Annotated in this window: 20 protein-coding genes; 16 read left to right on the top strand and 4 right to left on the bottom strand. The window is 59.3% G+C overall.

The window, feature by feature from the left end:
- Window positions 1-7: 7 nt before the first annotated feature.
- Window positions 8-2,455, bottom strand: coding sequence for an AAA family ATPase (locus ACWGKN_RS05065; RefSeq protein WP_452094806.1), 2,448 nt, complete (start codon window positions 2,453-2,455; stop codon window positions 8-10).
- Between the two features lie 144 nt (window positions 2,456-2,599).
- Between ACWGKN_RS05065 and ACWGKN_RS05060 the strand changes: the two genes are divergently transcribed.
- The 4 genes from ACWGKN_RS05060 (at window position 2,600) to ACWGKN_RS05045 (ending at window position 5,690) form a co-directional block, all read left to right on the top strand.
- On the top strand, window positions 2,600-2,878 hold the full coding sequence (locus tag ACWGKN_RS05060; protein ID WP_452094805.1) for a hypothetical protein: 279 nt from the start codon (window positions 2,600-2,602) through the stop codon (window positions 2,876-2,878).
- 84 nt (window positions 2,879-2,962) lie between these two features.
- Window positions 2,963-3,472 carry a hypothetical protein gene (locus ACWGKN_RS05055; protein ID WP_452094804.1) on the top strand — a complete coding sequence of 170 codons (510 nt, stop codon included), beginning with the start codon at window positions 2,963-2,965 and terminating at the stop codon, window positions 3,470-3,472.
- Window positions 3,473-3,693: 221 nt separating this feature from the next.
- Window positions 3,694-4,875, top strand: coding sequence for an N-acetyltransferase (locus tag ACWGKN_RS05050; RefSeq protein ID WP_452094803.1), 1,182 nt, complete (start codon window positions 3,694-3,696; stop codon window positions 4,873-4,875).
- Window positions 4,872-5,690 carry an NTP transferase domain-containing protein gene (locus ACWGKN_RS05045; RefSeq protein ID WP_424255826.1) on the top strand — a complete coding sequence of 273 codons (819 nt, stop codon included), beginning with the start codon at window positions 4,872-4,874 and terminating at the stop codon, window positions 5,688-5,690. The genes ACWGKN_RS05050 and ACWGKN_RS05045 overlap by 4 nt, the downstream gene beginning before the upstream one ends.
- Window positions 5,691-5,711: 21 nt before the next feature.
- On the opposite strand, the gene ACWGKN_RS05040 is transcribed toward ACWGKN_RS05045, so the two are convergent.
- The gene (locus ACWGKN_RS05040) at window positions 5,712-6,389 is read right to left on the bottom strand and encodes a hypothetical protein (RefSeq protein ID WP_424255824.1); all 678 of its coding nucleotides are present in this window, start codon (window positions 6,387-6,389) and stop codon (window positions 5,712-5,714) included.
- Here ACWGKN_RS05040 and ACWGKN_RS05035 point away from each other — a divergent pair.
- The 4 genes from ACWGKN_RS05035 (at window position 6,367) to lptG (ending at window position 10,338) form a co-directional block, all read left to right on the top strand.
- The gene (locus ACWGKN_RS05035) at window positions 6,367-6,999 is read left to right on the top strand and encodes a hypothetical protein (protein WP_452094802.1); all 633 of its coding nucleotides are present in this window, start codon (window positions 6,367-6,369) and stop codon (window positions 6,997-6,999) included. The two genes, ACWGKN_RS05040 and ACWGKN_RS05035, sit on opposite strands and share 23 nt — an antisense overlap.
- A 363-nt stretch (window positions 7,000-7,362) precedes the next feature.
- A complete protein-coding gene (locus ACWGKN_RS05030; protein WP_052159550.1) occupies window positions 7,363-8,124 on the top strand; it encodes a phosphocholine cytidylyltransferase family protein in 762 nt (253 codons plus the stop codon).
- Complete coding sequence (gene lptF / locus ACWGKN_RS05025; RefSeq protein WP_424255819.1) at window positions 8,069-9,271, top strand: LPS export ABC transporter permease LptF; 1,203 nt, start codon at window positions 8,069-8,071, stop codon at window positions 9,269-9,271. The genes ACWGKN_RS05030 and lptF overlap by 56 nt, the downstream gene beginning before the upstream one ends.
- Window positions 9,268-10,338, top strand: a complete 1,071-nt coding sequence (gene lptG / locus ACWGKN_RS05020; protein ID WP_035225552.1) for an LPS export ABC transporter permease LptG — start codon at window positions 9,268-9,270, stop codon at window positions 10,336-10,338. The genes lptF and lptG overlap by 4 nt, the downstream gene beginning before the upstream one ends.
- Before the next feature lie 14 nt (window positions 10,339-10,352).
- On the opposite strand, the gene ACWGKN_RS05015 is transcribed toward lptG, so the two are convergent.
- Complete coding sequence (locus ACWGKN_RS05015; RefSeq protein WP_035225549.1) at window positions 10,353-11,273, bottom strand: metallophosphoesterase family protein; 921 nt, start codon at window positions 11,271-11,273, stop codon at window positions 10,353-10,355.
- Between the two features lie 319 nt (window positions 11,274-11,592).
- Between ACWGKN_RS05015 and ACWGKN_RS05010 the strand changes: the two genes are divergently transcribed.
- The 8 genes from ACWGKN_RS05010 to lptB all read left to right on the top strand — a co-directional run bounded on the left by ACWGKN_RS05010 (window position 11,593) and on the right by lptB (window position 19,711).
- Window positions 11,593-12,801, top strand: coding sequence for a CDP-alcohol phosphatidyltransferase family protein (locus ACWGKN_RS05010; RefSeq protein WP_035225547.1), 1,209 nt, complete (start codon window positions 11,593-11,595; stop codon window positions 12,799-12,801).
- Between the two features lie 39 nt (window positions 12,802-12,840).
- On the top strand, window positions 12,841-13,824 hold the full coding sequence (locus tag ACWGKN_RS05005; protein WP_424255813.1) for a diacylglycerol/lipid kinase family protein: 984 nt from the start codon (window positions 12,841-12,843) through the stop codon (window positions 13,822-13,824).
- Window positions 13,821-14,777: a hypothetical protein gene (locus ACWGKN_RS05000; RefSeq protein WP_452094801.1), complete on the top strand. Its 957-nt coding sequence runs from the start codon at window positions 13,821-13,823 to the stop codon at window positions 14,775-14,777. The genes ACWGKN_RS05005 and ACWGKN_RS05000 overlap by 4 nt, the downstream gene beginning before the upstream one ends.
- A gap of 745 nt (window positions 14,778-15,522) precedes the next feature.
- Window positions 15,523-15,774 carry a hypothetical protein gene (locus tag ACWGKN_RS04995; RefSeq protein WP_424255811.1) on the top strand — a complete coding sequence of 84 codons (252 nt, stop codon included), beginning with the start codon at window positions 15,523-15,525 and terminating at the stop codon, window positions 15,772-15,774.
- A complete protein-coding gene (locus tag ACWGKN_RS04990) occupies window positions 15,774-17,513 on the top strand; it encodes a fatty acyl-AMP ligase (RefSeq protein ID WP_035225536.1) in 1,740 nt (579 codons plus the stop codon). The genes ACWGKN_RS04995 and ACWGKN_RS04990 overlap by 1 nt, the downstream gene beginning before the upstream one ends.
- A gap of 120 nt (window positions 17,514-17,633) precedes the next feature.
- Window positions 17,634-18,560 carry an NAD-dependent epimerase/dehydratase family protein gene (locus ACWGKN_RS04985; RefSeq protein WP_452094800.1) on the top strand — a complete coding sequence of 309 codons (927 nt, stop codon included), beginning with the start codon at window positions 17,634-17,636 and terminating at the stop codon, window positions 18,558-18,560.
- Between the two features lie 19 nt (window positions 18,561-18,579).
- A complete protein-coding gene (locus ACWGKN_RS04980; protein WP_035225532.1) occupies window positions 18,580-18,831 on the top strand; it encodes an acyl carrier protein in 252 nt (83 codons plus the stop codon).
- Window positions 18,832-18,985: 154 nt separating this feature from the next.
- Window positions 18,986-19,711 (top strand): LPS export ABC transporter ATP-binding protein, encoded by a 726-nt coding sequence (lptB, locus tag ACWGKN_RS04975; protein ID WP_424255836.1) that lies wholly within the window; start codon window positions 18,986-18,988, stop codon window positions 19,709-19,711.
- Window positions 19,712-19,783: 72 nt separating this feature from the next.
- Here the strand turns inward: lptB and ACWGKN_RS04970 are convergent, their stop codons facing one another.
- Window positions 19,784-21,541 (bottom strand): ABC transporter ATP-binding protein, encoded by a 1,758-nt coding sequence (locus tag ACWGKN_RS04970; protein WP_452094799.1) that lies wholly within the window; start codon window positions 21,539-21,541, stop codon window positions 19,784-19,786.
- Window positions 21,542-21,786 lie beyond the last annotated feature (245 nt).

The following is a 21,786-nucleotide window of genomic DNA, read 5'->3' as shown; positions in this document are numbered from 1 at the left end:
GCGGGTTTCAGAAAGTTGGCGCCGCGTCCGGCGCCTCCCCGTTGTCCTCTTTCTCATCCTTCCCGGGTTTATTGAAGGCCCGGAGATCGAGGACGAACTGTTTCAGGGTATTCTCCACCCGGCCGTTGATGCTGTCCGCCGGATAAGTCCCGTCGGCTCCGCGTTCACCGGCGGGAATGCCGGTCAGCAGTTCAATCGCCTCATCGACATGGCTGACGGACCAGAGGTGGAACGTCCCGTTCGCCACCGCCTGGACCACCTCTTCTTTCAGCATCAGGTGGCGAACATTCGATTCGGGGAGAATAACCCCCTGCCCGCCCGTCAGGCCCCGTCCCTGGCAGAGATCATAAAATCCCTCGATCTTCTCGTTGACCCCGCCGATCGCCTGCACCTCGCCCCGCTGGCTGACCGACCCGGTGATGGACAGCGATTGCTTCACCCCGACGCCGGCCAGGGAAGAGAGCAGAACGCAGAGTTCGGCGCAGGACGCGCTGTCTCCCTCCACTCCGCCATAGGACTGCTCGAACACCAGGCTCGCCCGCAGGCCGATCGGCATGTCCCGCAGATAACGGGCGCGGAAAAACGATTCAAGGATCAATACCCCTTTCGAATGGATAGGACCACCAAGTTCCACTTTCTTTTCGATGTCGATCAGTTCCCCCTCCTTGCCCGGCCGGGTCAGGGCCGTGATCCGTGAAGGGATGCCGAAGGAAGAGGAACCGAGGGAGACGACCGACAGCCCGTTGATCTGTCCCACCTCCTCGCCGTCGGTGGCGATATGGCGGATGCCCTGCTCGATGTATTCGATCATCCTGTCCCGGATCCGCCCGGCCCGTCGCCGGGCCGCCGCCAGCGCCGCCACGATCTCGGGCGCCGCGATCGTGGCCTTGTCGCTTTTCCGCGCCAGATAATCGGCCTCCTTGACGATGTCGCAGAACTGCTCGAGGTAGAGGGATATCTTGCCCGAATCCCCGGCAACCCTGGCGCTGTGCTCCACCAGCCGCGCCATGCCGCCGCGGTCGAGGGGCAGCAGTTTCTCGGACTGGACCATGCCGGCGACCAGCGAAGAATAGAGGCGGACGTTCTCCGGCGTCCGGTCCATGGCATGTTCGAAATCGACCTGCACCTTGAACAGCGAGTCGAACTCGGCATCATACTGTTTCAGCAGGTAGTAGAGATAGGCATCGCCGATGAGCACCACCTTGGCCTGCAGGGGGATCGGCTCCGGTTCGAGCGACACGGTGTTCATGAAACCGAGCAGCCGCTCCAGCGGTTCGATCCGGATCTGCTGGGACCGCAGGGTCCTTTTCAACCCCTCGTAGGCATACGACTGCATCAGCAGCCGTCGGGCATCGATGATGATGTAGCCGCCATTGGCCATGTGCAGCGACCCCGGCTTGATAAGGGTGAAATGGGTCGACAGCATGCCCATTTTGGCCACGTTTTCGATACGGCCATGCAGGTTCTGGTAGGTCGGCAGATCCTCGTAGACCACCGGCGCACTGGAACTGTCGTTGGCCACCAGGATGTTCACCTCGTAACGGTCGAAGGACGGCGCGTGCGCGGTCATCAGATTGACGAAATTTTCCCGGCCTTCTTCGGCACGGTACAGAAAATCGTCGACATGCTCGATGATGTCGTCTTCCACATCCTGCAGGTACTGGTTAAGCGCGGCCCGGCTCTGATATTTCATCTTCAGGGTGCTGGTCAGGGTGGAGACGACCTGGCGGGCCAGATCCTCCTTGATCTTGCCTTTCTCCCCTTCCGTTTCCCGTTTCATCTGGGTGATCTGCTGCATGCCGTCCTGCAGGACATTCTGGTACTTTTCGATCAGTTCATCGATGCGCTGACGGATCGTTTCGGGCAGTTTACGAAAGGATTCGGTATCGAGAATGTTGCCGGCACCATCGATCGGCGCCACCATGATCCCCTGATCGCTTTTCACCACGGCGATGCTTTCCCGTTTGGCCTGTTCTTCGATCTGGTGGTAGAGACGGTCAACCTTGCGTTTGAACTCCTCGTTGACCGCCTTGATGCGGGACTTGAAATCGTCTCCTTCAAAAACGGTGCTGAGCGTCACCCGCAGCATGTCGATGAGGTCATGCATCTCTTTCTTGAAGACGAGCGATTCCCCCTGCGGGAAATCGAAGGCCAGGGGCTTGTGGGACTGACGGAAGTTGTTGACGTAGCACCAGTCTCGGGGCGCCTGGAGGGTCAGCGCCTTCTGGTCGATGAACGAGCGGATGACGGTGTGGCGTCCGGTCCCCTGGGGACCGATCACAAACAGGTTGAACCCCTTGTGCTCGATGCCGATGCCGAACTCCACCGCCTCCAGGGCGCGATCCTGGCCGACTATCCGGGCGACCTCATGGATCTCATCGGTCGATTCAAAGGCAAACATCTCCAGCGGGCATTGAAGACACGCACTCTCGGGACTGATTTTCCGGATGGGCATTTCTCACCTCTTTCTCTCGTTAGTGTGCGAAAAACATTCCCCCGGCTGGACAAGGACAAGGAAAATCCAGCCGTTCCCTGATATCTGTGTTCCATCATAGCACGAGAACGGCAGCCGACTCAAACTTCGTTCGTGCAGATCACGGTGCAACGCGCAGATATTTTGAAACCACCGGTCAACCTCACGGCATTCGCCGGACGGCTTTTTACCGGCCGCCCCGGCGATACAAATTTTGTCTGCCCATTCAGTCCGATCTTCACCCTGAAGCAGATACCACTCTGTGCACGTGTCCGCCCAGCCAAACGCGGCTATCAATTACTATTCAGTAATTTTCTTCCGCAAAACCGGACCAGCTTCCACAAAAATGGAGTTCAGCTCCATATCCGCTTGACTATCGCCGATCCCTCTGTGTATCTCACATAATTGTGAATAGATAGATCATATCGAAAAAATGCGGCAAGGGGGCGAGACAATGAAGACCGGGGGTCAGTTGGGGAGGGAATCGTCATGATTGACTATGATAACGATTTTGGCGGACTGCCGGCACTGGGCCTTGGTGACGACATGGAGCCTCATTGCCCCCACTGCCTGGAGCAGTTCGATTTCGCCAGGGCGAAGATGGAACGGAAGGATAACGTCATGCACTGTCGCTGCCCCGACTGCGGCCAATGGTCGATCATGCCGCCGGTCTGGGAGACGGCGTCGGCCCTGTCCTTTCCTCCGCACGGCAAGGTCCTGGACAAGACCGACATCATGAGACTCATTCAACACTGCGACGATGCCGAGGCCGAGATCCTCGGCAACATCCTCGTTAAAATGGCGACGACGAAGGCGCAGCGCTGGTCGGGTCGGATGACCTTTGTCCTCGACTACCGCAGGGGTTTTCTGGGCGACATGGAGGTGAACCGGCATGAGATTGTGCGATTGAACACCAGGAGGAAGGCCGAGGGGGGGCGGCATTGTAATTCCGGGTGCCGACAGCCGGATTTACCCCGACCACCCAAGCACGGCGCCTGAATGTCGCCGACGTTGCAGTTGCAAATATGGGGCCCTTTCCAGGCAACAAGCGGGGATATACCTCGTGACAGCGGCTATTGACCTGATACCGCAGGTCGTGTACCGTTTGCCGCCAGTTGTTGCTTGCAGGGATGGTCTCGAGGCGTGTCGAGCCAATGCATCGTCAATTCCGGTTCATCCCGTTTTCCGCTTATTTCATCCAGTCCCGATCTCTACACCGCATGAAAGACGTCACTCCTGCAGATGCGACACCCCACACCGGTCCGGCAGATACCCATGGTTCGCTGCGGATCGTGAAGGTCGAGAGTCGTTCCGACCTCAATACCTTTCTCAAGCTTCCCTGGTCGTTGTACCGGGACGATCCACAATGGATTCCGCCGCTCCTCCATGAGCAGCGGATGCTCTTTTCGCCAAAGAATCCCTACTTTGATCACGCAACCTGCCGCTGCTGGACAGCCCTTCGGAACGGCCGTCCAGTCGGCCGGATCAGTGCCCAGATCGACAGCCTGCATCTCGACCGCTACCAGGATGCTACAGGTTTTTTCGGGATGCTGGAGGCCGAAGACAACAGCGACACATTTCAGGCAATCCTTGGGACTGCGGAGGACTGGAACCGCGGCAGGGGCATGAAACGAATCCGGGGTCCATTCAACCTGTCGATCAACCAGGAATGCGGTTTACTGGTGGATGGGTTTGAGACCAAGCCGGCGATGATGATGGGCCATGCCCGGCCGTATTATGCGATCCGTCTGGGGCAGTGCGGTTACGTCAAGGAGAAGGATCTCCTGGCGTATGCCATCGATACCGGCGTCGAATTCTCCAACGCCATGAAGGTGATCCTCAAACGGACGAAAAACCGGATCGAGACCCGGACCGTTCGCAAAAAGAACTTTCAGCAGGACATCGATATCGTCTTCGACATATTCAATGACGCCTGGTCGGACAACTGGGGTTTTATCCCGTTCACCAGGAACGAGATCACCCACATGGCGAACGATTTGAAGTTGCTGATCAATGAACAATTGGCCAGGATCGCCTATGTGGATGGCCAGCCCTCCGCCTTTGTCGTGCTGCTGCCCAACCTCAACGAGGCGATCGAGGATCTCGACGGCCGGCTGCTGCCGCTGGGCTGGCTCAAGCTGTTGTGGCGGCTCAAGGTCCGCCGCCTGCGGACCGGGCGGGTCCTGCTGATGGGAGTGCGCAAGGCGTATCAGGGAACCACGCTGGGGGCGGCCCTGGCCTACAGGGTGATCGGGGATACCCGGCAGGCGGTTGTCGATCATGGCATGAAGGAGCTGGAACTGTCGTGGATCCTGGAAGACAACATCGGGATCCGGAGCATCATCGAGGATTGCGGCGGCAGGGAGTACAAGCGCTACCGCATTTTCAGCAAACAACTGTGAGCACCGACACCATGACAACCGGACACCAGATGTTTTCGGCGATCATCCTCGCCGCCGACCGCGAACCCCACAACCCCGTCGCCGCGGCGGCCGGCGTCAGCTGCAAATCGATGGCGCCGGTGAACGGCACTCCGATGCTGTTCAGGGTCATTGAAGCGCTGGCATCATCCGGTCACGTCCACGACCGGACCCTGTGCGGCCCGCCCCGATCGATCCTTGATCGGGAACCGGCGTTGAAGGAGTATGTATCTTCCGGCAGGGTCGGCTGGCAGGAAAATCAGGCGACCCCCAGCCTGAGCGCCTTTCATGCCATGGCCTCACTGCCCGCCGACATTCCCCTGCTGCTGACCACCAGCGACCATGCCCTGCTCAGCCCGCGGATCGTTGACCATTTCTGTCTCGAGGCATGCAAGGCGGGATGTGATGTCGCGGCCGCGGTTGTCCGCCGTGAGACCGTCACCGCGGCCTATCCGGACACCCGCCGGACCGCTTACCGTTTCAAGGATGGGGAGTACTGCTCGTGCAACCTCTTTGCCTTCATGACCCCGCGATCGCGGCAGGTGCCGCAATTCTGGCGCCGGATTGAACAACAGCGCAAGAATCCGCTGAAGGTCATCAATATCCTGGGGTGGATGACGGTCCTCCGCTATCTGCTGGGCACCCTCACCCTGGCCGAGGTCCTGGACAGGCTGTCGCGGCGACTGGGCTGCACCGCCGGCGTGGTGGTCCTCCCCTATCCGGAGGCAGCGATCGATGTCGACTCGGCCGACGACTGGCACTACGTGCAACGGATCGCAGCTCAATCCCCGTCATGATCCCTGCCGCAGACCGCCCGATCAGTTGATGGTCGCCTGTTGCACCTCGAAGTCGAGCTCGCCGATGGGGCCGGCGGTTCCGCTGATCCGGACCGGGATTCCTTTGGACGGATCCAGATATATCCGAATGTCCTTCTGCAGGCCGAAGAGCGAAAAGGCCTCGGGGGCCTGGTCGGCTGCGGCAATGTTCTCCGAGGTGACTGTATACACCAGGGGAAGAATCCGATCCTTCACCACCGTCCTCTCCCTGGTGGCGGATTGGACCGTGTAGGCGACCTTCAACGGCAGGGCCTGTCCCTGCCTGATGATGAGACGATGCAGCTGCTTTTTGCCGAAGACGCAGAGTTCGAACGGATCCTGGCCGATGCCGGGGGCAAGTCTCGATATCTTGTAGACGATGAGGGCCGGATCGGATATCGCGCTGCAGCCGGTATAATTGTCAGGATACCGGTACAGGGACTCCGTGCGCTGTGACCAGAGGGGCCGGGATTGTTGTCCCTCGGCCGGGTTTTCCGGCTCGAACTTCCGCCGCCGTACACCCTTGTCCTCCCAGCAGTAGCTTTTCATCCACAGGGCATCGCCCCGGTTCAGGCGATCACGCTCGTAGGGCAGTCCATCCTGTGCAGTGAACCAGACCCGTTCTTCGTATCTGTCCTCCGCCCCCAGGACCTGCAACGTGGCCTTTATGGTCAACCGCATGCTGTCATCGCGGATTGCAACCGGACATTCCCCCCATTCCTCATTTTCCGGGGAGGCAGCGTTTGCCGGGGAGTCATCCATCGACTCAAGCTGCATCCGGACGGTGAAGGCCGCTGGGAATTTGGAACCTGTAAAGGTCAAATCGGACCAGGAAACCTTATTGGCCGCCATGGCGGTTCCCGGGGGGCCTTCGTCGGCAGAACCGGATTGCGGCAGGACGACCAGCACCGTCAACAGCAAAAATATCCCTCCGGAGCCCAGGACCGACCATCCCGCCTTCACCCCGTCCGGCATCTCCGACAACAATGCTTTGAAAAAATTTCGTAAAATTGGCATAAATGGTTTCTCAAGCCAAAAAAATTTACCGATGCGTGGCATTTTTTCTGAAATTCAAGCCCCGTCTCCCCGGTCTCACTGCGGAGAGTACAGTGCATATAGTAAGGAATTTTTTCCCGCCAGGCAAAGATTTCTTTATTCCTCGGCCAAATTGATTTACAAGTGCGCTTGTCGCTTGCTGTTCATCCCGCTCAGCGGGCTGAACCGGCAACCACCGGCTGCGGTCCAGCCGACAGGCCGTACGCGGTTGCAAGGCCGCTTTCACCTCGCCTGACGACTCGAAAACAGGAGGGCGGACCGACGGTCTTCCCACTGGACCGGCCCGGAACCGTGATCTCGTGTCGCACGAGTCGACCGGAGTTGCGCCCGACTACCGCCCCCTGCCGGCGGCAGATCGATCCGGAGCCCGGACAACTCCTCGGCATACTGCCTGGCAGGTGATCCGTTAGGTCGGCCGGCGGAAGCGATGGCGTCATGTCCGGGTGCGAGTCGGAATCCCTGGCAGTTGTCGCCCCCGACACCGTGCGCCCCCGGCGGCAGCGGCATACGACCGCAGTCGAGTCCGGCGCATTGATCGTTTTATTTTTCCAGCAGGATTTTCCAACCCTGCTTATTACACCAGAAAGGAGATCTTTGCATGAAAGTCATCATCTTAAGCGCCGGCCAGGGCAAGCGGTTGTTGCCCATGACGGCTACCCTGCCCAAATGCCTGTTGACAGTACGGGGAAAAACAATTGTCGAATGGCAAATCGACGAACTGCATAAATGCGGCATCGAGGATATCACCGTGGTCGTAGGCTACAATGCCGATAAGGTTGAAAACCTGCTGCAACGGCGCTACGGCTCGAACAAGATCAGGACCTGCCGCAATCCGGATTATGCCACTACCGACAACCTGATCAGCTGTTGGATGGTCCGGGAGGAGATGACCGAGGATTTTATCCTGCTCAACGGCGACACCCTCTTCGAGGCGCCGATTGTGGAAAGTCTGCTCAACTCGCCGGCCGCCCCGATCACCGTCACCATCAATCTCAAAGACGCCTATGACACCGACGACATGAAGGTCAGCCTGGAGGGCAACCGTCTTGTCCATGTCGGCAAGGACATCCCGCAGGATAAAATTCACGGCGAATCGATCGGTATGATCCTGTTCCGCGGTTCAGGCCCGATGCTGTTCAGAAACGGCCTGGAAAAGGCCCGGGAGGACCAGTCATGCTCCCGAAGATGGTTTCTGTCGGTCATCGACGAGATAGCCGGGCAGGGAACCGTATCGACCTGCTCCATCAAGGGACTCGCCTGGTGCGAAATCGATTTTCCGGCAGACCTGCAACAGGCGGAACGGATTGTCGCCGCTCATTTTCACCGGCAGGAGGAAATGGAAGCACTTCCGGTTTCATGACCAACGGGTTGCCGCCCCGGCCGCCGGCCGGCGCATCCCGTTCATAACGTGGTTCAGCGACGGACGCAGCGTGATTATCGATCGTTATATCATGCGGGAAATAATCAAGCCCACAGTGATCATCTGCATTGTGCTGGTGGGTATTTTCGGCTGTTATATCGCCGCCCGTTTCTGGGAAGACGCGGTTCATGGACTGTTGACCGGCACCACCGTTTTCCAGCTGGTCCTGCTCAGGATCATCATCGCCTCCGAGGTGCTGCTGCCGACCACATTCTACCTGTCCGTGGTGATTGCCCTCGGTCGCCTCCACCAGAACGGCGAGATCACCGCGATGTTTACCGGCGGCATCCACATCGCCAGGATCACCCTCGCCGTTTTTTCCCTGTCCCTGCTGGTTGCCGCGATCGTTGCCGTCCTGTCGCTGTACATCCGTCCCTGGGCCTGGACCCAGTTTTTCCTGCTGAAGACCCAGACGGAGGCGCAGTTTGAACTGACACGGATGCAAAGCGGCAATTTTTACGAGATCAGCGGCGGCGACCGGGTCATCTTCGCCGACGAGGTCGCCCCCCGGGAAAGCCAGGCGAAGGGCGTATTCATTCTGAACAGAAAAGATACGTCGTTGCAGATCATCTATGCCGCCCGGGCGGTCCAGCACAATGACGAGAAAACCAACGCCCCTGTGATTTCGTTCAACCACGGTCGGCTGTACGAGTTTTCCGCCTCGGGTCGGAAAGGGGTCATCATCGAGTTCGAGAACGCGACCATGCCGCTGCGGCCCGACAACCCGATCCTCCCCGACCACAAGGTAAAGGCCGCGGCGACCAGCACCCTGGTGCCCGCACGAAATCTGGAGGAAACGGCCGAGCTGGAGTGGCGGATCATCACCCCCATGTCGACCATCCTGCTGGCGCTGCTCGCCATCCCGTTGAGCCGCTCCTCGCCGCGTCAGGGCCGGCGTGCCGGCACTCTGCTGGCCATCGTGATTTTCGCCGTGTACTACAATCTCAGCGCCATCACCAAGAAGCTGGTGTCCCAGGGGGTCATCGACGTACTGCCCGGCATCTTCTGGGGACAACTGCTGCTGCTCGCCTGCCTCGTCCTCCTCGTCTGGCGGCCTCCCTTTATACGGCATTGGCACCGGCAATGAGAATACTGGACCTGTATATCGGCAGAACGTTTCTGATCTACTGTCTGCTCATCATGCTGGTCCTGGCCGTGCTGCTCAGTCTGTTCGAGCTGATCGCCCAGCTCGACGATGTCGGCAAAGGCAGCTATCGGCTGCCCGACGCCCTCCTCTTCGTCCTCCTGACCATCCCCAAGCGGATCCTTGACCTGCTGCCGATCACGACGCTGCTCGGCGGCATCGTCGCCATGGGGACCATGGCCGACCACGGGGAGATTGTCGGCATGGAAGCGGCGGGCATTTCCGTCCCGAGAATCTGCGCGACGGTCTTTGTCACCAGTATGCTCCTGATGCTGACCGCCGGTTTACTGGCGGAAATGGTGGTGCCGGCAATGGAGCAGCAGGCCCGCAAATCTCACGCGCTGGCCATCTCCAGCGACGAGGGCATCGACCTGAGCCGGGAAGGCTTCTGGGTGCGTCGCGGCAATTCGTATATCCATGTTGAAAAGATGCTCCGGGAAGGGGTCGCCGCCGGTCTTGATATTTTCCGATTTGATGACCGGAAACAGCTGCGAACCTATACCCATGCCAAAAATGCCGTTCTCCAGGACAACCGGCAATGGATGCTGCACGATGTCACCCAGAGGACGATCGACGACGGTGAGATAACCACCAGGCAACTGCCCACCCTGGCCATGGACAGCTTTTTACGGGCGGACCAGGTCAGCGTCCTGGGCCTGCCGCCCTACAGTCTGTCGACCTCCGATCTGATCCGTTATATCGAGGCCCTCAAGGAGAGCGGCCAGGATGCCGATCCGTATGCCATCGCCCTGTGGCGCAAAATCAGCGTCCCTCTGGCCACCGGGGCCATGGCGTTGCTCGCCCTCAGTTTTGTCTTCGGTCCGACTCGGAGCATCAGTGCCGGTTATCGCATCACCATCGGCTCCCTGGTCGGGATCGTGCTGTATTTTGTCGACCAGATGTCGGTCCAGTGGGGACTGCTGCTCAACATGAGCCCGGTTGTCACCGCAATGCTGCCGGTCCTGCTGATTTCGGGCATCACGCTGGTGCGCCTGCGCAAGGTCTTCTGACGGAGCGCAGCCCGCTACCTGGGGACAATGAACTCCCGCCGCGGTCCGGCCACGAATCGCATGCCGTCAGCCCCGAGGAGCCGCTCTTCCATGCGCACCACCCAACGATCGGCGGAGCGCACGATTGCATACAGGCAATAGCGGGCCCGCTGATCATCGGAGCGCTCGAGGGATGATACCGACGGCATCCCGATGACCGGGATCGGCCCCGCCGGCCCGGGGAGGAAATACCGGGCCGTTTTGTGGGCATGACCGAAGAGGATCAGCTCAACCCCGTATCGGGCAATGAGTGCCTGCAGCGACGGGGCATCGGTCAAACTGCGCCGCCGGCTGACGACGCCGTTTACCGGCGGGTGATGGATCAGGAGGATGCGGAACAGGGGTTGTCCGCTCAGCTGCTGCAGGATCGTTTCCAGCTTCGCCAGCTGTCTGTCGCCGATTGCTCCCGTGGCCAGATGCAGAGCGCTCGGCCGGGCAGAACTGGTGCCGATCAGGGCGATATCTCGACGGATGCGCAATGCCGGAAAGATATCCCCCGGACCCGGGTCGGTGGCGACGGCCTGCGGCAGCGGCATATCGCCCTCCATGTACGGCAGCCACCAGGCGAACGATTGCCGCCATTCCGTCCTGACATACTGGTCATGGTTGCCGGGAACGACGGTGACCTGCTCGGGGGTGCCCATGGTCTGCAGCCAATCCCGGGCGGCTGCGAATTCAGCCGGCAGGCTGAGATGGGTCAGATCGCCGGTTACGACGATGTGGTCCGGTCGTGTCCGTTGCAGATCTTCATAAAGAGTGGTAAGAAGCCCATCGTGCTGGTCGTGCCGCCGTTTCAGCTGCCACCGCAGGCAGCCGAGCAGCCGCTTGTTGAGATAATCACCGAGGCCGCTCTGCCCGGCGCAGGTGATGTGCGGGTCGGAGCAATGGGCAACCACATACCTTGCGGCCGGGGGCGCATCGTCCGCCGACCGGATAAACGTCCCGCCGGAGTTGAGGGTACCTGGAGAGGTCGGAGCCATAATGGCCAAAGCTATACAGGAAGAAGAATTTTTTTGCAAAGATTGACTTTTTCAGTTCTACAACCGGTGCAACAGGGCGGCCGGTGCCTGCGACTCGCCGTCATCGGAGCGCGGCGCGCAAATTTTGGACAGACGGCTCTCCACCCTCAGGGACCCGCGCGGCAGGACGTGATCCAGGCCCACAGGTGGAGCATCCCGTCGTATTTTGGTTCGTTGAACGATAAAGAGCATTGTAATGACTATCTATATCAATTTTTGCCATATCAGTCCGATCCGGATCTGGGGCATGACCTCACAACAGCGGATAGAGCGCATACTGGGAGATACCGTCCGGAGTTGTAGCGCGGATGAACTTCAAGGGCTGTCCGATCATGACACCGTCCTGATCCTCCGCGGTGACTACCTGTTCGATGACCGGTTGATCGAGAACCTTACCGCAACCCCCAACATTCTCCTGCAACTGCCGGACCACCAGCCCCAGACAACCGTTGCCGCCCATGTCCCGGCCGGTCTGGCGCAACAGGCCCTGGATCTCATCACCGGCAGGACCACGGACGATACGCTGCCCGGCATCGACAACCTGACTCCGGCGACCATCCCCCTCCCCTTTCACAAAAAATTGCGTAAGAAAGAACCGCCTTTCATCCTCCGGATCACTGCCGAGCGCAGAAAAGATCTGGAGCGGCGGCTTTTCGACTGGTCCTACAAAGGGGTCACGGATCTGGTCACCAAATGGGCCTGGCCCTGCCTGGCCCGACAGGTGGTGGGACTCTGCGTCCGACTGCATGTCAGGCCCAATCATGTCACCCTGGCCGGCCTGATGCTGGTTATCATCGCCGGTATCGCCTTTGCCGCCGGCCACTTCGGCCCGGGGCTGCTGGCAGGATGGCTGATGACCTTTCTCGACACCGTGGACGGCAAACTGGCCCGGGTGACGCTGACCTCCAGCCGATTCGGCCACTACTTCGACCATGTGATCGATCTCGTCCATCCCCCGTTGTGGTATATCCTGTGGGCCCTTGGGTTGCCCGCCGCCCAGGTCGACGGCCTGGGCTGGCCGTTGACCACCTTTTTCTGGCTGATCCTGGCCGGGTACATCGGCGGCCGTCTGGTCGAGGGATCGTTCCAACTGCTGCTGGGCAAGTTCAGCATCTTCTGCTGGCAGCCGGTCGACTCCTGGTTCCGGCTGATCACGGCGAGGCGCAATCCGAACCTGATCCTGCTGACCCTCAGCCATCTCGCGGGGAGGCCGGATCTGGGACTGGTGGCGGTGACGTTGTGGACGGTGGCCAGCACCGTGTTCCTGCTGGGCCGGCTGGCGACCGCCGGATACGATCGCCTCAGGCAGGGCCGACCGCTCGATTCATGGCTGGCCGAGGCGGATACGCCCAGGTATCAGCACTCCCTGGCGGCGCGGATCTTTACCGGCCGCAAGGGCCGCTGATGAGGGCAATGGTTGCATCCTGATACCGGCGAAACGACCATGACACTATCGGCAATCGACGAGACTGTACGGATCGGAATCCTGTACAATCCGCTGAGCGGCAGCAACCGTCAGGCCCCCGGGGCCCTGCCGCGCACCACCAGCGGCTGTTCCGATATCCTCATGACAGAGGTTCGGACCCCCCTGGAGGTACACGACGCCCTGGCCGACTTCGCCCGCCGGGACATCAATCTGATCGTGATCAGCGGCGGCGACGGCACGGTCCAGGCCACCCTGACAGTGCTGTTCTCCCGCCGGTTCTTTGCCACCTGTCCGCACCTGGTGGTACTGGAGGCAGGGACGACCAACATGATTGCCGGCGATGTCGGCATGGCCGGCGACCAGCACCGCGCCCTGCGCCGTCTGCTTGACTGGACCCGGACCGGCAAGGGCCGGGTCGTCCGGATAGAGCGGTCGGTCCTGTGCCTCCAGGTCCCCGGTCACGAGGCGAAATACGGCATGTTTTGCGGTGCCGCCATCATCAGTCAGGGCATCCGCTACTATCAGCAGAACCTCCATAACCAGGGACTGCATGGTGTCGTGGGGATAGTCCTGACCCTGTGCCGTTCTCTGTGGGCCGCTGTGCGGCACAGCAACCGCCGGATGACCACCACCGCCATGACGGTCAGCCTTGACGGTCAGCCACCGCAGAAGGAAAATTTTCTCTTGTTCCTCGTTACGACACTGGACCGCCTTTTTTTCGGTCTGCGGCCATTCTGGGGAGGGGGCCATGGGCCGCTGCGCTATACGGCAGTCAGAACCGGGGCCCCGTATCTGCTGCAGGTCCTGCCGATGCTGGCACGAGGCCGCCGGTGCCGCCGTGGAACGCCGGAGAATGGCTATTTATCAAGCAATGTCGAAGAAATACGTGTCTTTCTTGACAGCCCTGTTGCCCTCGACGGAGAAGTGTACACACCGAGTACCATACAGGAACCAACCGTCTTGCGATCCGGCGGCAGAGCAACCTTTTTACGAATAGAATGATGACCGCTCCAGCACAACTGGTTCGCGCAATCCAGCAGCATGCCCCCAGAGATGTCCCGCCGGCTGTCAATCTCCTGGTCGAGGAGATTTTTTCCCGTTACGGCACGGCTGTGCAGGGGATTGTGTTTTATGGATCGTGCCTGCACGCGGGTAAGGACCTGGACGGACTTTTTGATCTCTACGTCCTGGTGGACGGATATCTCTCCGCCAACCGCAACCTCCGCCAGGCCTTGCTCAACAAGCTGCTGCCGCCCAATGTGTTCTACCTGGAAACCCTTCTCGAGGGCAAACGGGTCCGCGCCAAATACGCCCTCCTGTCCCTGGCCGATTTACAGAAAGGAACATCGAGACGCTGGTTCCACTCCTATTTCTGGGCCCGTTTCTGCCAACCTGCAGCAGTCGTCTACACCTGCAACGACAGGGTGGCAACGCAAATTCACACGGCCTTTGCCCAGGCGGTCATCACCTTTATCGCCAGGGTCCTGCCGCTGCTGCCGCAGCGATGGACCATCCGCGAACTGTGGCTCACGGGGCTAAAAATGACGTACCGGGCCGAGTTTCGGCCGGAACGCCCGGACCGGCAGGCACGCCTGTTCGAAGCCTCCGCTGATTACTTCGAGGAGGTCGCCCGCAAGGCCTTTGACAGTGTTCCGTTCCAGATAACCTCCACGGACAGCCAGGGGTCCACGCTGTATTCGGCCGGCATTGACACTACAGCGCGCTTCCTGGCGCGTATCACCTGGACCGTTCGCATTGTCCAAGGCAAGATCCTTTCGGTGCTGAGACTGGCGAAAGGGGCGCTGACCTTTGAGGGGGGGGTGGAGTACATCGTCTGGAAAATTGAACGGCACTCCGGGGTCAAGATCGATGTCAGCCCTTTCCTGCAGCGCCATCCGATTCTGGCCCTGTGTGTCTTGTCATTACGGTTGTACCGCCGGGGCGGAGTTCGATGATTTCTAACATCTGGTCGCATCGTGTGCAGCTGTCCATACGACCGAGGGCATTTTCGCCATTCCCTGCGGCGAACGACGAAAGACTGCACTGAAATCTTCACCACGCCGGCATTAATATCATATTTCACTTATAACATTTGAATATCAGATGTTTTTTTGTTTCTCAGCCAGCTACCGGAATACGCATTACAATCGCTCCAATCAGGATTTCGCCGCTGTTTTTTGTTTCATTCAAATTGAATGTTTTTTTCATAGGACATTAAAAAAGTGGTAAAAAATGCCCTCTTGAGGTAAAAACTAGCATCGAAACTGATTAGTATATTCTTCAGCAGAATTGTCTTGTCAGGTATTCGCATAAGCTTTTCGTTGTGAACCGTGATCTGCCCCGGCGGCTTGCTGGCAGGACCGGCGGAGATGAGCAATCTCTGCATTATGACGAGTCTGGTAGTGCACCTGCCGATGTCGATCGACGGAAACTGGCCCGGCATACTTCTGGTCATGACAAGAGCACGGGCAGTGGAAATATATTGAGCGCGGACAGGGTTGCATTACCCGACCGTTCCTACTCCCTCTTCCTGCATCCGGATACCGTGTCAGACACCTTGGAATCTATCACATTTCCCGCCGGAAGTTCCAAGTCCCGCAAATACTTGTCACTCGGCATGGCCGGTATTACAGTTTCCTGCCTGAAGGGAACTGTTGCATATGGAACCGGGACAAGATGTTGATCAGCTCTTCGGAATGTATGACCGGTGTGCTGTCCTACCCGGGTCGGGCGGCACACGTTGATGCCGCGAAAAAATCGAGCACGGACCCAACACGCTTTCAGGCGTCGGAACGGATGCGCGGCAGTATCGTGAACCAATTTTTTTCTGCATGGAGAGGTGTGCAAAACGACCTCGACGAACATATTTACCAGGTCGACGCACACGCAGATTTTTCATCGGACAGTGCAGGATCTTCAACCGACCGTATCCCTGGAGTTATCTCGATTTGATGAAAGCAACGCCCACTACACATGATTTACCGTTACTTTTTGAAGGATTTTCAACCCTGGCCGAAGCGCTGGACTACGCTGCTCAGGGGGATACCGGTTATAACTTCTATTCCGGTCAGGGAAAACTCTACGCCACACTCTCCTATGCACAATTGCGCAGCGATGCCCTGAGCCTGGCCAAAAAGCTGCTTTCTCTTGATCTGCCCCGAGGCACACGGGTAGCTATCGTTGCCGATACCCATCCTGATTTTGTCCGTTTCTTTTTCGCCTGCCAGTATGCAGGGTTCACCCCGGTTCCGCTGCCGGCCACGATACAATTGAGCGGCCAGCAGGAGTATACCAACCAGTTGCAACGCCTCCTGTCCATATGCCGGGCGGAGGTTGCGATAGCCAATGATGATTTTCTGCTCTTTCTGACAGATGCCGCCGCGCGACAGAATATCCGCTTCGCAGGGAATTCACAGACCTTCGAAAGTCTGCCGGAATCAACAACCCCACTGCAGCCCCTGCAGGCTGATGAACTGGCATATCTGCAGTATACCTCAGGCAGCACCCGCTTCCCGCGAGGGGTTATGATCTCCCAGGAAGCCGTTTTAAATAACACCCGGGCGATCATCCAGCATGGTGTTCAGGTCCGGGAGGGGGATCGCGCCGTGTCCTGGCTCCCCTATTATCACGATATGGGACTTGTCGGGCTGCTCCTCACTCCCCTGGTCTGCCAGATCTCGGTCGACTATTTGAACACTCGTCATTTCGCCATGCGCCCGCGGCTGTGGCTCAAAATCATGTCGGAAAATCGGGCGACCATCTCCTTCAGCCCGCCGTTCGGCTACGATCTCGCCGCCCGGCGTCTCAGGGACGACGATCTGGCCGGCTATGACTTGCGCAACTGGCGGGTAGCCGGTGTCGGCGCGGAGATGATCCATACCGAAACCCTGGCCTTTTTTGCCGACCGCTTGAAGCCCAGCGGCTTTGATGCCCGCGCTTTCCTGCCCTGCTACGGCATGGCTGAATGTGCCCTGGCGGTGTGCTTCGGCCGGCTGGGTGCCGGAGTGCAGGTGGATCGAGTCGATGCGGAACAGCTGGCTTCCCACCAGCAGGCCCTTGCCGTCGATCCTGAAGTGGAAAATGGAACCTCCAGGGCCAAAATATTTACCAACTGTGGCAGCCTGCTGCCTGGCTACGAATTGGAAATCAGAGATGAACAGGGCCGAATCCTCCCCGAAAGGCAATGCGGGACCCTGTATGTACGAGGCCCAAGCGTGATGTCGGGGTATTTCGGCAACCCCGAGGCCACCCGGGAAGTCCTGTCGCCGGACGGCTGGCTCAATACCGGCGATATCGCCTACCTGGTCGGTACCGATGTGGTCATCATCGGACGGTCCAAAGACGTGATCATCATCAACGGCCGCAATATACTGCCGCAGGATATCGAATATCTGGCGGAATCGCAGCCGGAGATCCGGACCGGTGATGCAACGGCATTCCCTATCCCGAATCCGCAGATGTACGATCAGGCGGTGCTCCTGGTCGAATGTCGGGAAAATGACGAACAGAAACGTCAGGATCTGATCAGGAAAATAAACCAGCTGGTCCGCGCGGAGTTGGGGATTGACTGCATTATTGAGCTGGTGGCCCGCAACACCCTGATTCGAACAACGTCCGGTAAGCCATCCCGTCACTCCACCAGAAAAGATTACCTGCAGAATATGCTTCAACTCAACCCCGCAACTTCCTGAAGCACCGTTAAAATCCCGAACAACCCGCCAGCCGATAGGCCGGGCCTGCCCGGTTCGGCCGAGCGACAGCGGGCCATCACCCATTGAACGAAATCAGCGGCATTATCCAGACGGACAGTGATGACTCGAACCATTGCGATAACCGGCGCCACCGGGTTTATCGGCAGCCTGGCGGCCCAACGGCTGGCTTCTTCCGGCTGGCAGGTGCGGGCCCTGGTACGCGCCTCTTCACTCCACAAACGTCCTCACAATCCCCTCGTCGAATGGATTACCGGCGACATGGGTGATGCAGAAAGCCTGGAACGGCTGATCGCCGGGGCCGAAGCTATTGTCCACTGCGCCGGTGCGGTCCGCGGCTCCACTGCGGCGGACTTTGACCACGTCAATGTCGAAGGCGTGGCACGGTTGGTCAAAATAGCGACGGCACGGAACCCCCAACCGCGGTTCCTGCTCGTCTCCTCCCTCGCGGCCCGTGAACCCCAGCTGTCATTTTACGCCGCGAGCAAGCGCAACGGCGAGCAGGCGCTGGCCTCTCTTGCCGGTAATATGTTCTGGGGGGTATTTCGACCCGCGGCGGTATACGGCCCCGGGGACCGGGAATTGCTGCCCCTGTTCCAATGGATGTTCAGAGGTGTCGCTCCGGTCATCGGATCCGCCGAAAACCGTGTGTCCCTGCTGTACGTCGAAGACCTGGTTGAGGCCATGCACTCCTGGCTGCAACACAGCACCCATCCGCGACGGTGTTACGAACTGCACGATGGACAGGCGAACGGCTATTCATGGCAGGAAATTATCGCCGTCGCCGAGCAATTGCGGGGGAAGGCCATCGTCCGGGCGCACATACCGGTATGCTGTGTACGGATGGTCGCTGCAATCAACCTGATGGCGGCGCATGTTCTGGGCGGTGTCCCCATGCTGACGCCCGGGAAGGTACGGGAACTGGTCCATGCGGACTGGGTCGCGGACAACAGCCAACTGCACCGTGAAACGGCATGGATTCCCCGGATCTTGCTGGAGGAAGGGCTGCGGCAGACGATGTTCAAATAGAAACAAGGATGCACATTTGATGGCCACGAAAGAACACATTCTGCAACAGATCCAGGACATGCTGCACGAGATCCTCCCGCAGGATGCCCTGCAGGTGACAATGGAACTGGATCTGATGAACGATCTGAATCTTGATTCACTCAAGGTCATGGAACTTCTGGAGAAGTTGGAAGACGCCCATGACATCTCCATCCCGATCAACATTCTGGGTGGGATCAGGACAGTCGGAAATCTCGTTGACGAACTGCAGAAACTGACCGAATCGTCATGAGACGATCGGTCCGTTTGTCAGTCGTATCCTGCGGATCCCGGCCTTTCATTGCTGGTACCGCCCTGGAGAGATTGACCGGCAGCCGTTTTCCTGCGAGCTCTCGCGTTTGCTCTGAGAGCCGAACCCGAAAGCCACACCTGACGCACAGTGAATGATGGAGAGGATGCTTTCAGCACGGGGACTCGAGAAATCCTACAAGGGCCGGAAGGTCGTGCGCGGGGTCGACCTGGAGGTGGAATCAGGGCAGGTCATCGGTCTGCTGGGTCCCAACGGGGCAGGAAAAACAACAACTTTTTACATGGTGGTCGGCCTGATCCAACCTGACAAGGGCCAGGTTCTGCTTGACGACCGGGACGTAACCGACCTGCCCATATACACCAGGGCCCGGGCCGGAATCTCCTACCTGCCGCAGGAGATGTCCGTGTTTCGCAGACTCACCGTCGAGGACAATCTCCTGGCCATCCTCGAGACCCTGGGGATCAGCCGCAGCGAACAACAGGACCGCAAGGACCGGTTGCTGGCCGATTTCCGCCTGTCGTATCTGGCCAAAAACCTGAGCTATACCCTCTCCGGGGGCGAACAGCGACGTCTTGAGATCGCCCGGGCCCTGGTGATCGAACCGTCATTCATCCTGATGGATGAACCATTTGCCGGGGTCGACCCCATTGCCGTCATCAATATTCAAAATATTATCCGCCAATTGAAAGCAAGGGGGATCGGCGTCCTGATCTCGGACCACAACGTCCGCGAAACGCTGTTTGTCTGCGACAAGGCCTATATCCTCGACCATGGGGAAATACTGGAATTCGGCGACCCGGATTTTATCGCCGCCAGTCCCAAAGCGAGGGAAACCTACCTGGGTGAGAAATTCAGGCTTTAAGCCCTGCGCTCCCCTTGCCCGACTTCTGTTCCACAGCCGGCATTAAGCGCATTGCCTCGTCGTATCGACCTGTTACGCCGAGGGACCGTGGCGCTCCACCTCTCCCCCGGCAGCGGCGTTTTTTTCTATGAGATGGGCACATCCACCTCTGAGCCGGTAGGCCCGGTCGGCTGCATCCAGGATCGCCGTCTGATGCGAAATCGCCAGGATTGTCAGCGTTCCTCGCAGTTGCCTCAGCGTGGCGCAGATGGCGGCCTCGCTGGCCGGATCAAGGGCGCTGGTGGCCTCGTCGAGGATGAGCAGCCTGGGTTTGTGGACCAGGGCGCGGGCGATGGTGATACGCTGTCGCTGCCCGCCCGACAGGCGGCTGCCCCGCTCCCCGACCACGGTATCGATGCCGTCCGCCATTTCAGCGACAAAATCCCAGGCCCCTGCCGCCCGCAGGGCATCTTCCACGTCCCCGGAGGAAAATTTCGGGTCGCCGAGGGTCACATTCATCTGCACGGAATCATGCAGCAGCAGGGTTTCCTGCGGCACATAGCCGATCATTCGGCGCCAGGCCCTCAGGTCGACGGCGGCCAGGTCCAGATCATCCAGCCACACCCGCCCCGACTGGGGCGAGAGCAGCCCGGTGATCAGGTCGACGATGGTCGTCTTCCCGGCCCCGGAGGGGCCGATGATCGCCGAAAATGTCCCCTGGGGAAAATTCAGCGAAATATCTCGCAATACCGGTTTGTCGCCATAGGAAAAGCTGACCTGGGACAGGCGGATTGACTCGTCGAAGATCGGCTCGATCGTGCCGCCGAGGTCTTCATGCGCCCCTTCGGTCTCCTGGATCCTGGACACCAGGGACCAGTACGCGCTTTCGGCGATGACCATGGTCTGATGTTCCTTCTGGGCGCTCTGCAGGGTCTTGATGATTTTCACCAGCATGAAGGCCATGGTTATCACCGTGGCCAGTGGGATATGCCACCAGATCATCGCCACATAGAGGCCGAAGGCGAAAAAGATGGTGATCAGCGGTTCCTGCAGGGCCTTCAGGGCCTCTTTGCTGAACACCTGTTTCCGCAGGACGCGGTTCAGTTTGTTGGTCTCCTTCTGCAGCACCAGATCGGCCATGTCTTCGCGGGCCATGGCCTTCAGGGGTTTGATCGACTGCAGGGTGTCGGTTAAGAGGGCGAGCAGCGAGTTGAGCAGGTTGGTCTGGCGCTGCCCGGCCTTTTTGGCCTTGGTGACCAGCCGGCGGAGAATGTAGAGGATGAAGAAGCCGGCCCCCAGGGCGATGAGGGTCTCCTTCCACGCCATCAGCAGGGCGACAGCGGCGTACACCGTCGTCCGCAGCAGCAGGGCGATGACCCGGATGCCATACAGATAGGCATCCGCCGAGCGGTTGGCCTCGGTGGCATAGGCGTTGGTGTACATCCCGATCGGCTGATGGACATAGTATTCCCAGCGGGTGGCGAAGAGCGCGCGTATCAGGGCCAGACGGAGATCGGTGGCCACCTGGGCCACCATATACCCGACCTTCTTGTTCGCCAGCAGCGACAGCAGGGCGGTCAGGACGATGCATCCCACAAAAAAGGCCAGAAGGACGCCAATGGTGGGTTGCAGACCGACCGCCGCAAAGATTCCGTTCACATAGCGTTCGAGATGGGATGGCGAAATTCCGGCGAGACTCTCTGCTCCGCTCGTGGTGTTGATGACCACCCCAAGGAGGGGCAGCAGCATCGACAGGCCGAAGCCTTCGGCGATACCGGCCAGCAGCATGGCGACGAGCGTGATGATGCTCTGGGTCGGGTATGCCTTGAAGAATGTGAGGATTAATCGCATGACTGCCTGCAGTTGATGCCGAGAAGAAAATGTGAGTGCCGGAGGATCCGTCGTTTATCCGCGATGGCGGCCATGGATGCAATCCATCCGCCACACGGAAATGCAGGTGGTCGCGGTCAGGGTGTGCATATCGTCAGGCACGGTCACGGAAGAGGTCCCGCCCGTCACAGTCCCATGCGCAGATCGGTCCGGACGGGATGGCCGAGGCCTATGACCGGGACCCGTCAATCTCCGAGACCGAGGCA

It is taken from the genome of Desulfoprunum sp. (assembly GCF_053613775.1).
Note: the sequence above shows the minus strand (reverse complement) of the source record. Positions and strands in the feature narration are given on the sequence as shown.

Excerpts from the sequence above, each read along its gene's own strand:
- ACWGKN_RS05065 (WP_452094806.1), bottom strand. The coding sequence starts at position 2,455 with ATGCCCATCCGGAAAATCAGTCCCGAGAGTGCGTGTCTTCAATGCCCG.
- ACWGKN_RS05055 (WP_452094804.1), top strand. The coding sequence starts at position 2,963 with ATGATTGACTATGATAACGATTTTGGCGGACTGCCGGCACTGGGCCTT.
- ACWGKN_RS05050 (WP_452094803.1), top strand. The coding sequence starts at position 3,694 with ATGAAAGACGTCACTCCTGCAGATGCGACACCCCACACCGGTCCGGCA.
- ACWGKN_RS05040 (WP_424255824.1), bottom strand. The coding sequence starts at position 6,389 with ATGCGGTTGACCATAAAGGCCACGTTGCAGGTCCTGGGGGCGGAGGAC.
- ACWGKN_RS05030 (WP_052159550.1), top strand. The coding sequence starts at position 7,363 with ATGAAAGTCATCATCTTAAGCGCCGGCCAGGGCAAGCGGTTGTTGCCC.
- lptG (WP_035225552.1), top strand. The coding sequence starts at position 9,268 with ATGAGAATACTGGACCTGTATATCGGCAGAACGTTTCTGATCTACTGT.
- ACWGKN_RS05010 (WP_035225547.1), top strand. The coding sequence starts at position 11,593 with ATGACTATCTATATCAATTTTTGCCATATCAGTCCGATCCGGATCTGG.
- ACWGKN_RS05005 (WP_424255813.1), top strand. The coding sequence starts at position 12,841 with ATGACACTATCGGCAATCGACGAGACTGTACGGATCGGAATCCTGTAC.
- ACWGKN_RS05000 (WP_452094801.1), top strand. The coding sequence starts at position 13,821 with ATGATGACCGCTCCAGCACAACTGGTTCGCGCAATCCAGCAGCATGCC.
- ACWGKN_RS04995 (WP_424255811.1), top strand. The coding sequence starts at position 15,523 with ATGACCGGTGTGCTGTCCTACCCGGGTCGGGCGGCACACGTTGATGCC.
- ACWGKN_RS04990 (WP_035225536.1), top strand. The coding sequence starts at position 15,774 with ATGAAAGCAACGCCCACTACACATGATTTACCGTTACTTTTTGAAGGA.
- ACWGKN_RS04985 (WP_452094800.1), top strand. The coding sequence starts at position 17,634 with ATGACTCGAACCATTGCGATAACCGGCGCCACCGGGTTTATCGGCAGC.
- ACWGKN_RS04980 (WP_035225532.1), top strand. The coding sequence starts at position 18,580 with ATGGCCACGAAAGAACACATTCTGCAACAGATCCAGGACATGCTGCAC.
- lptB (WP_424255836.1), top strand. The coding sequence starts at position 18,986 with ATGGAGAGGATGCTTTCAGCACGGGGACTCGAGAAATCCTACAAGGGC.
- ACWGKN_RS04970 (WP_452094799.1), bottom strand. The coding sequence starts at position 21,541 with ATGCGATTAATCCTCACATTCTTCAAGGCATACCCGACCCAGAGCATC.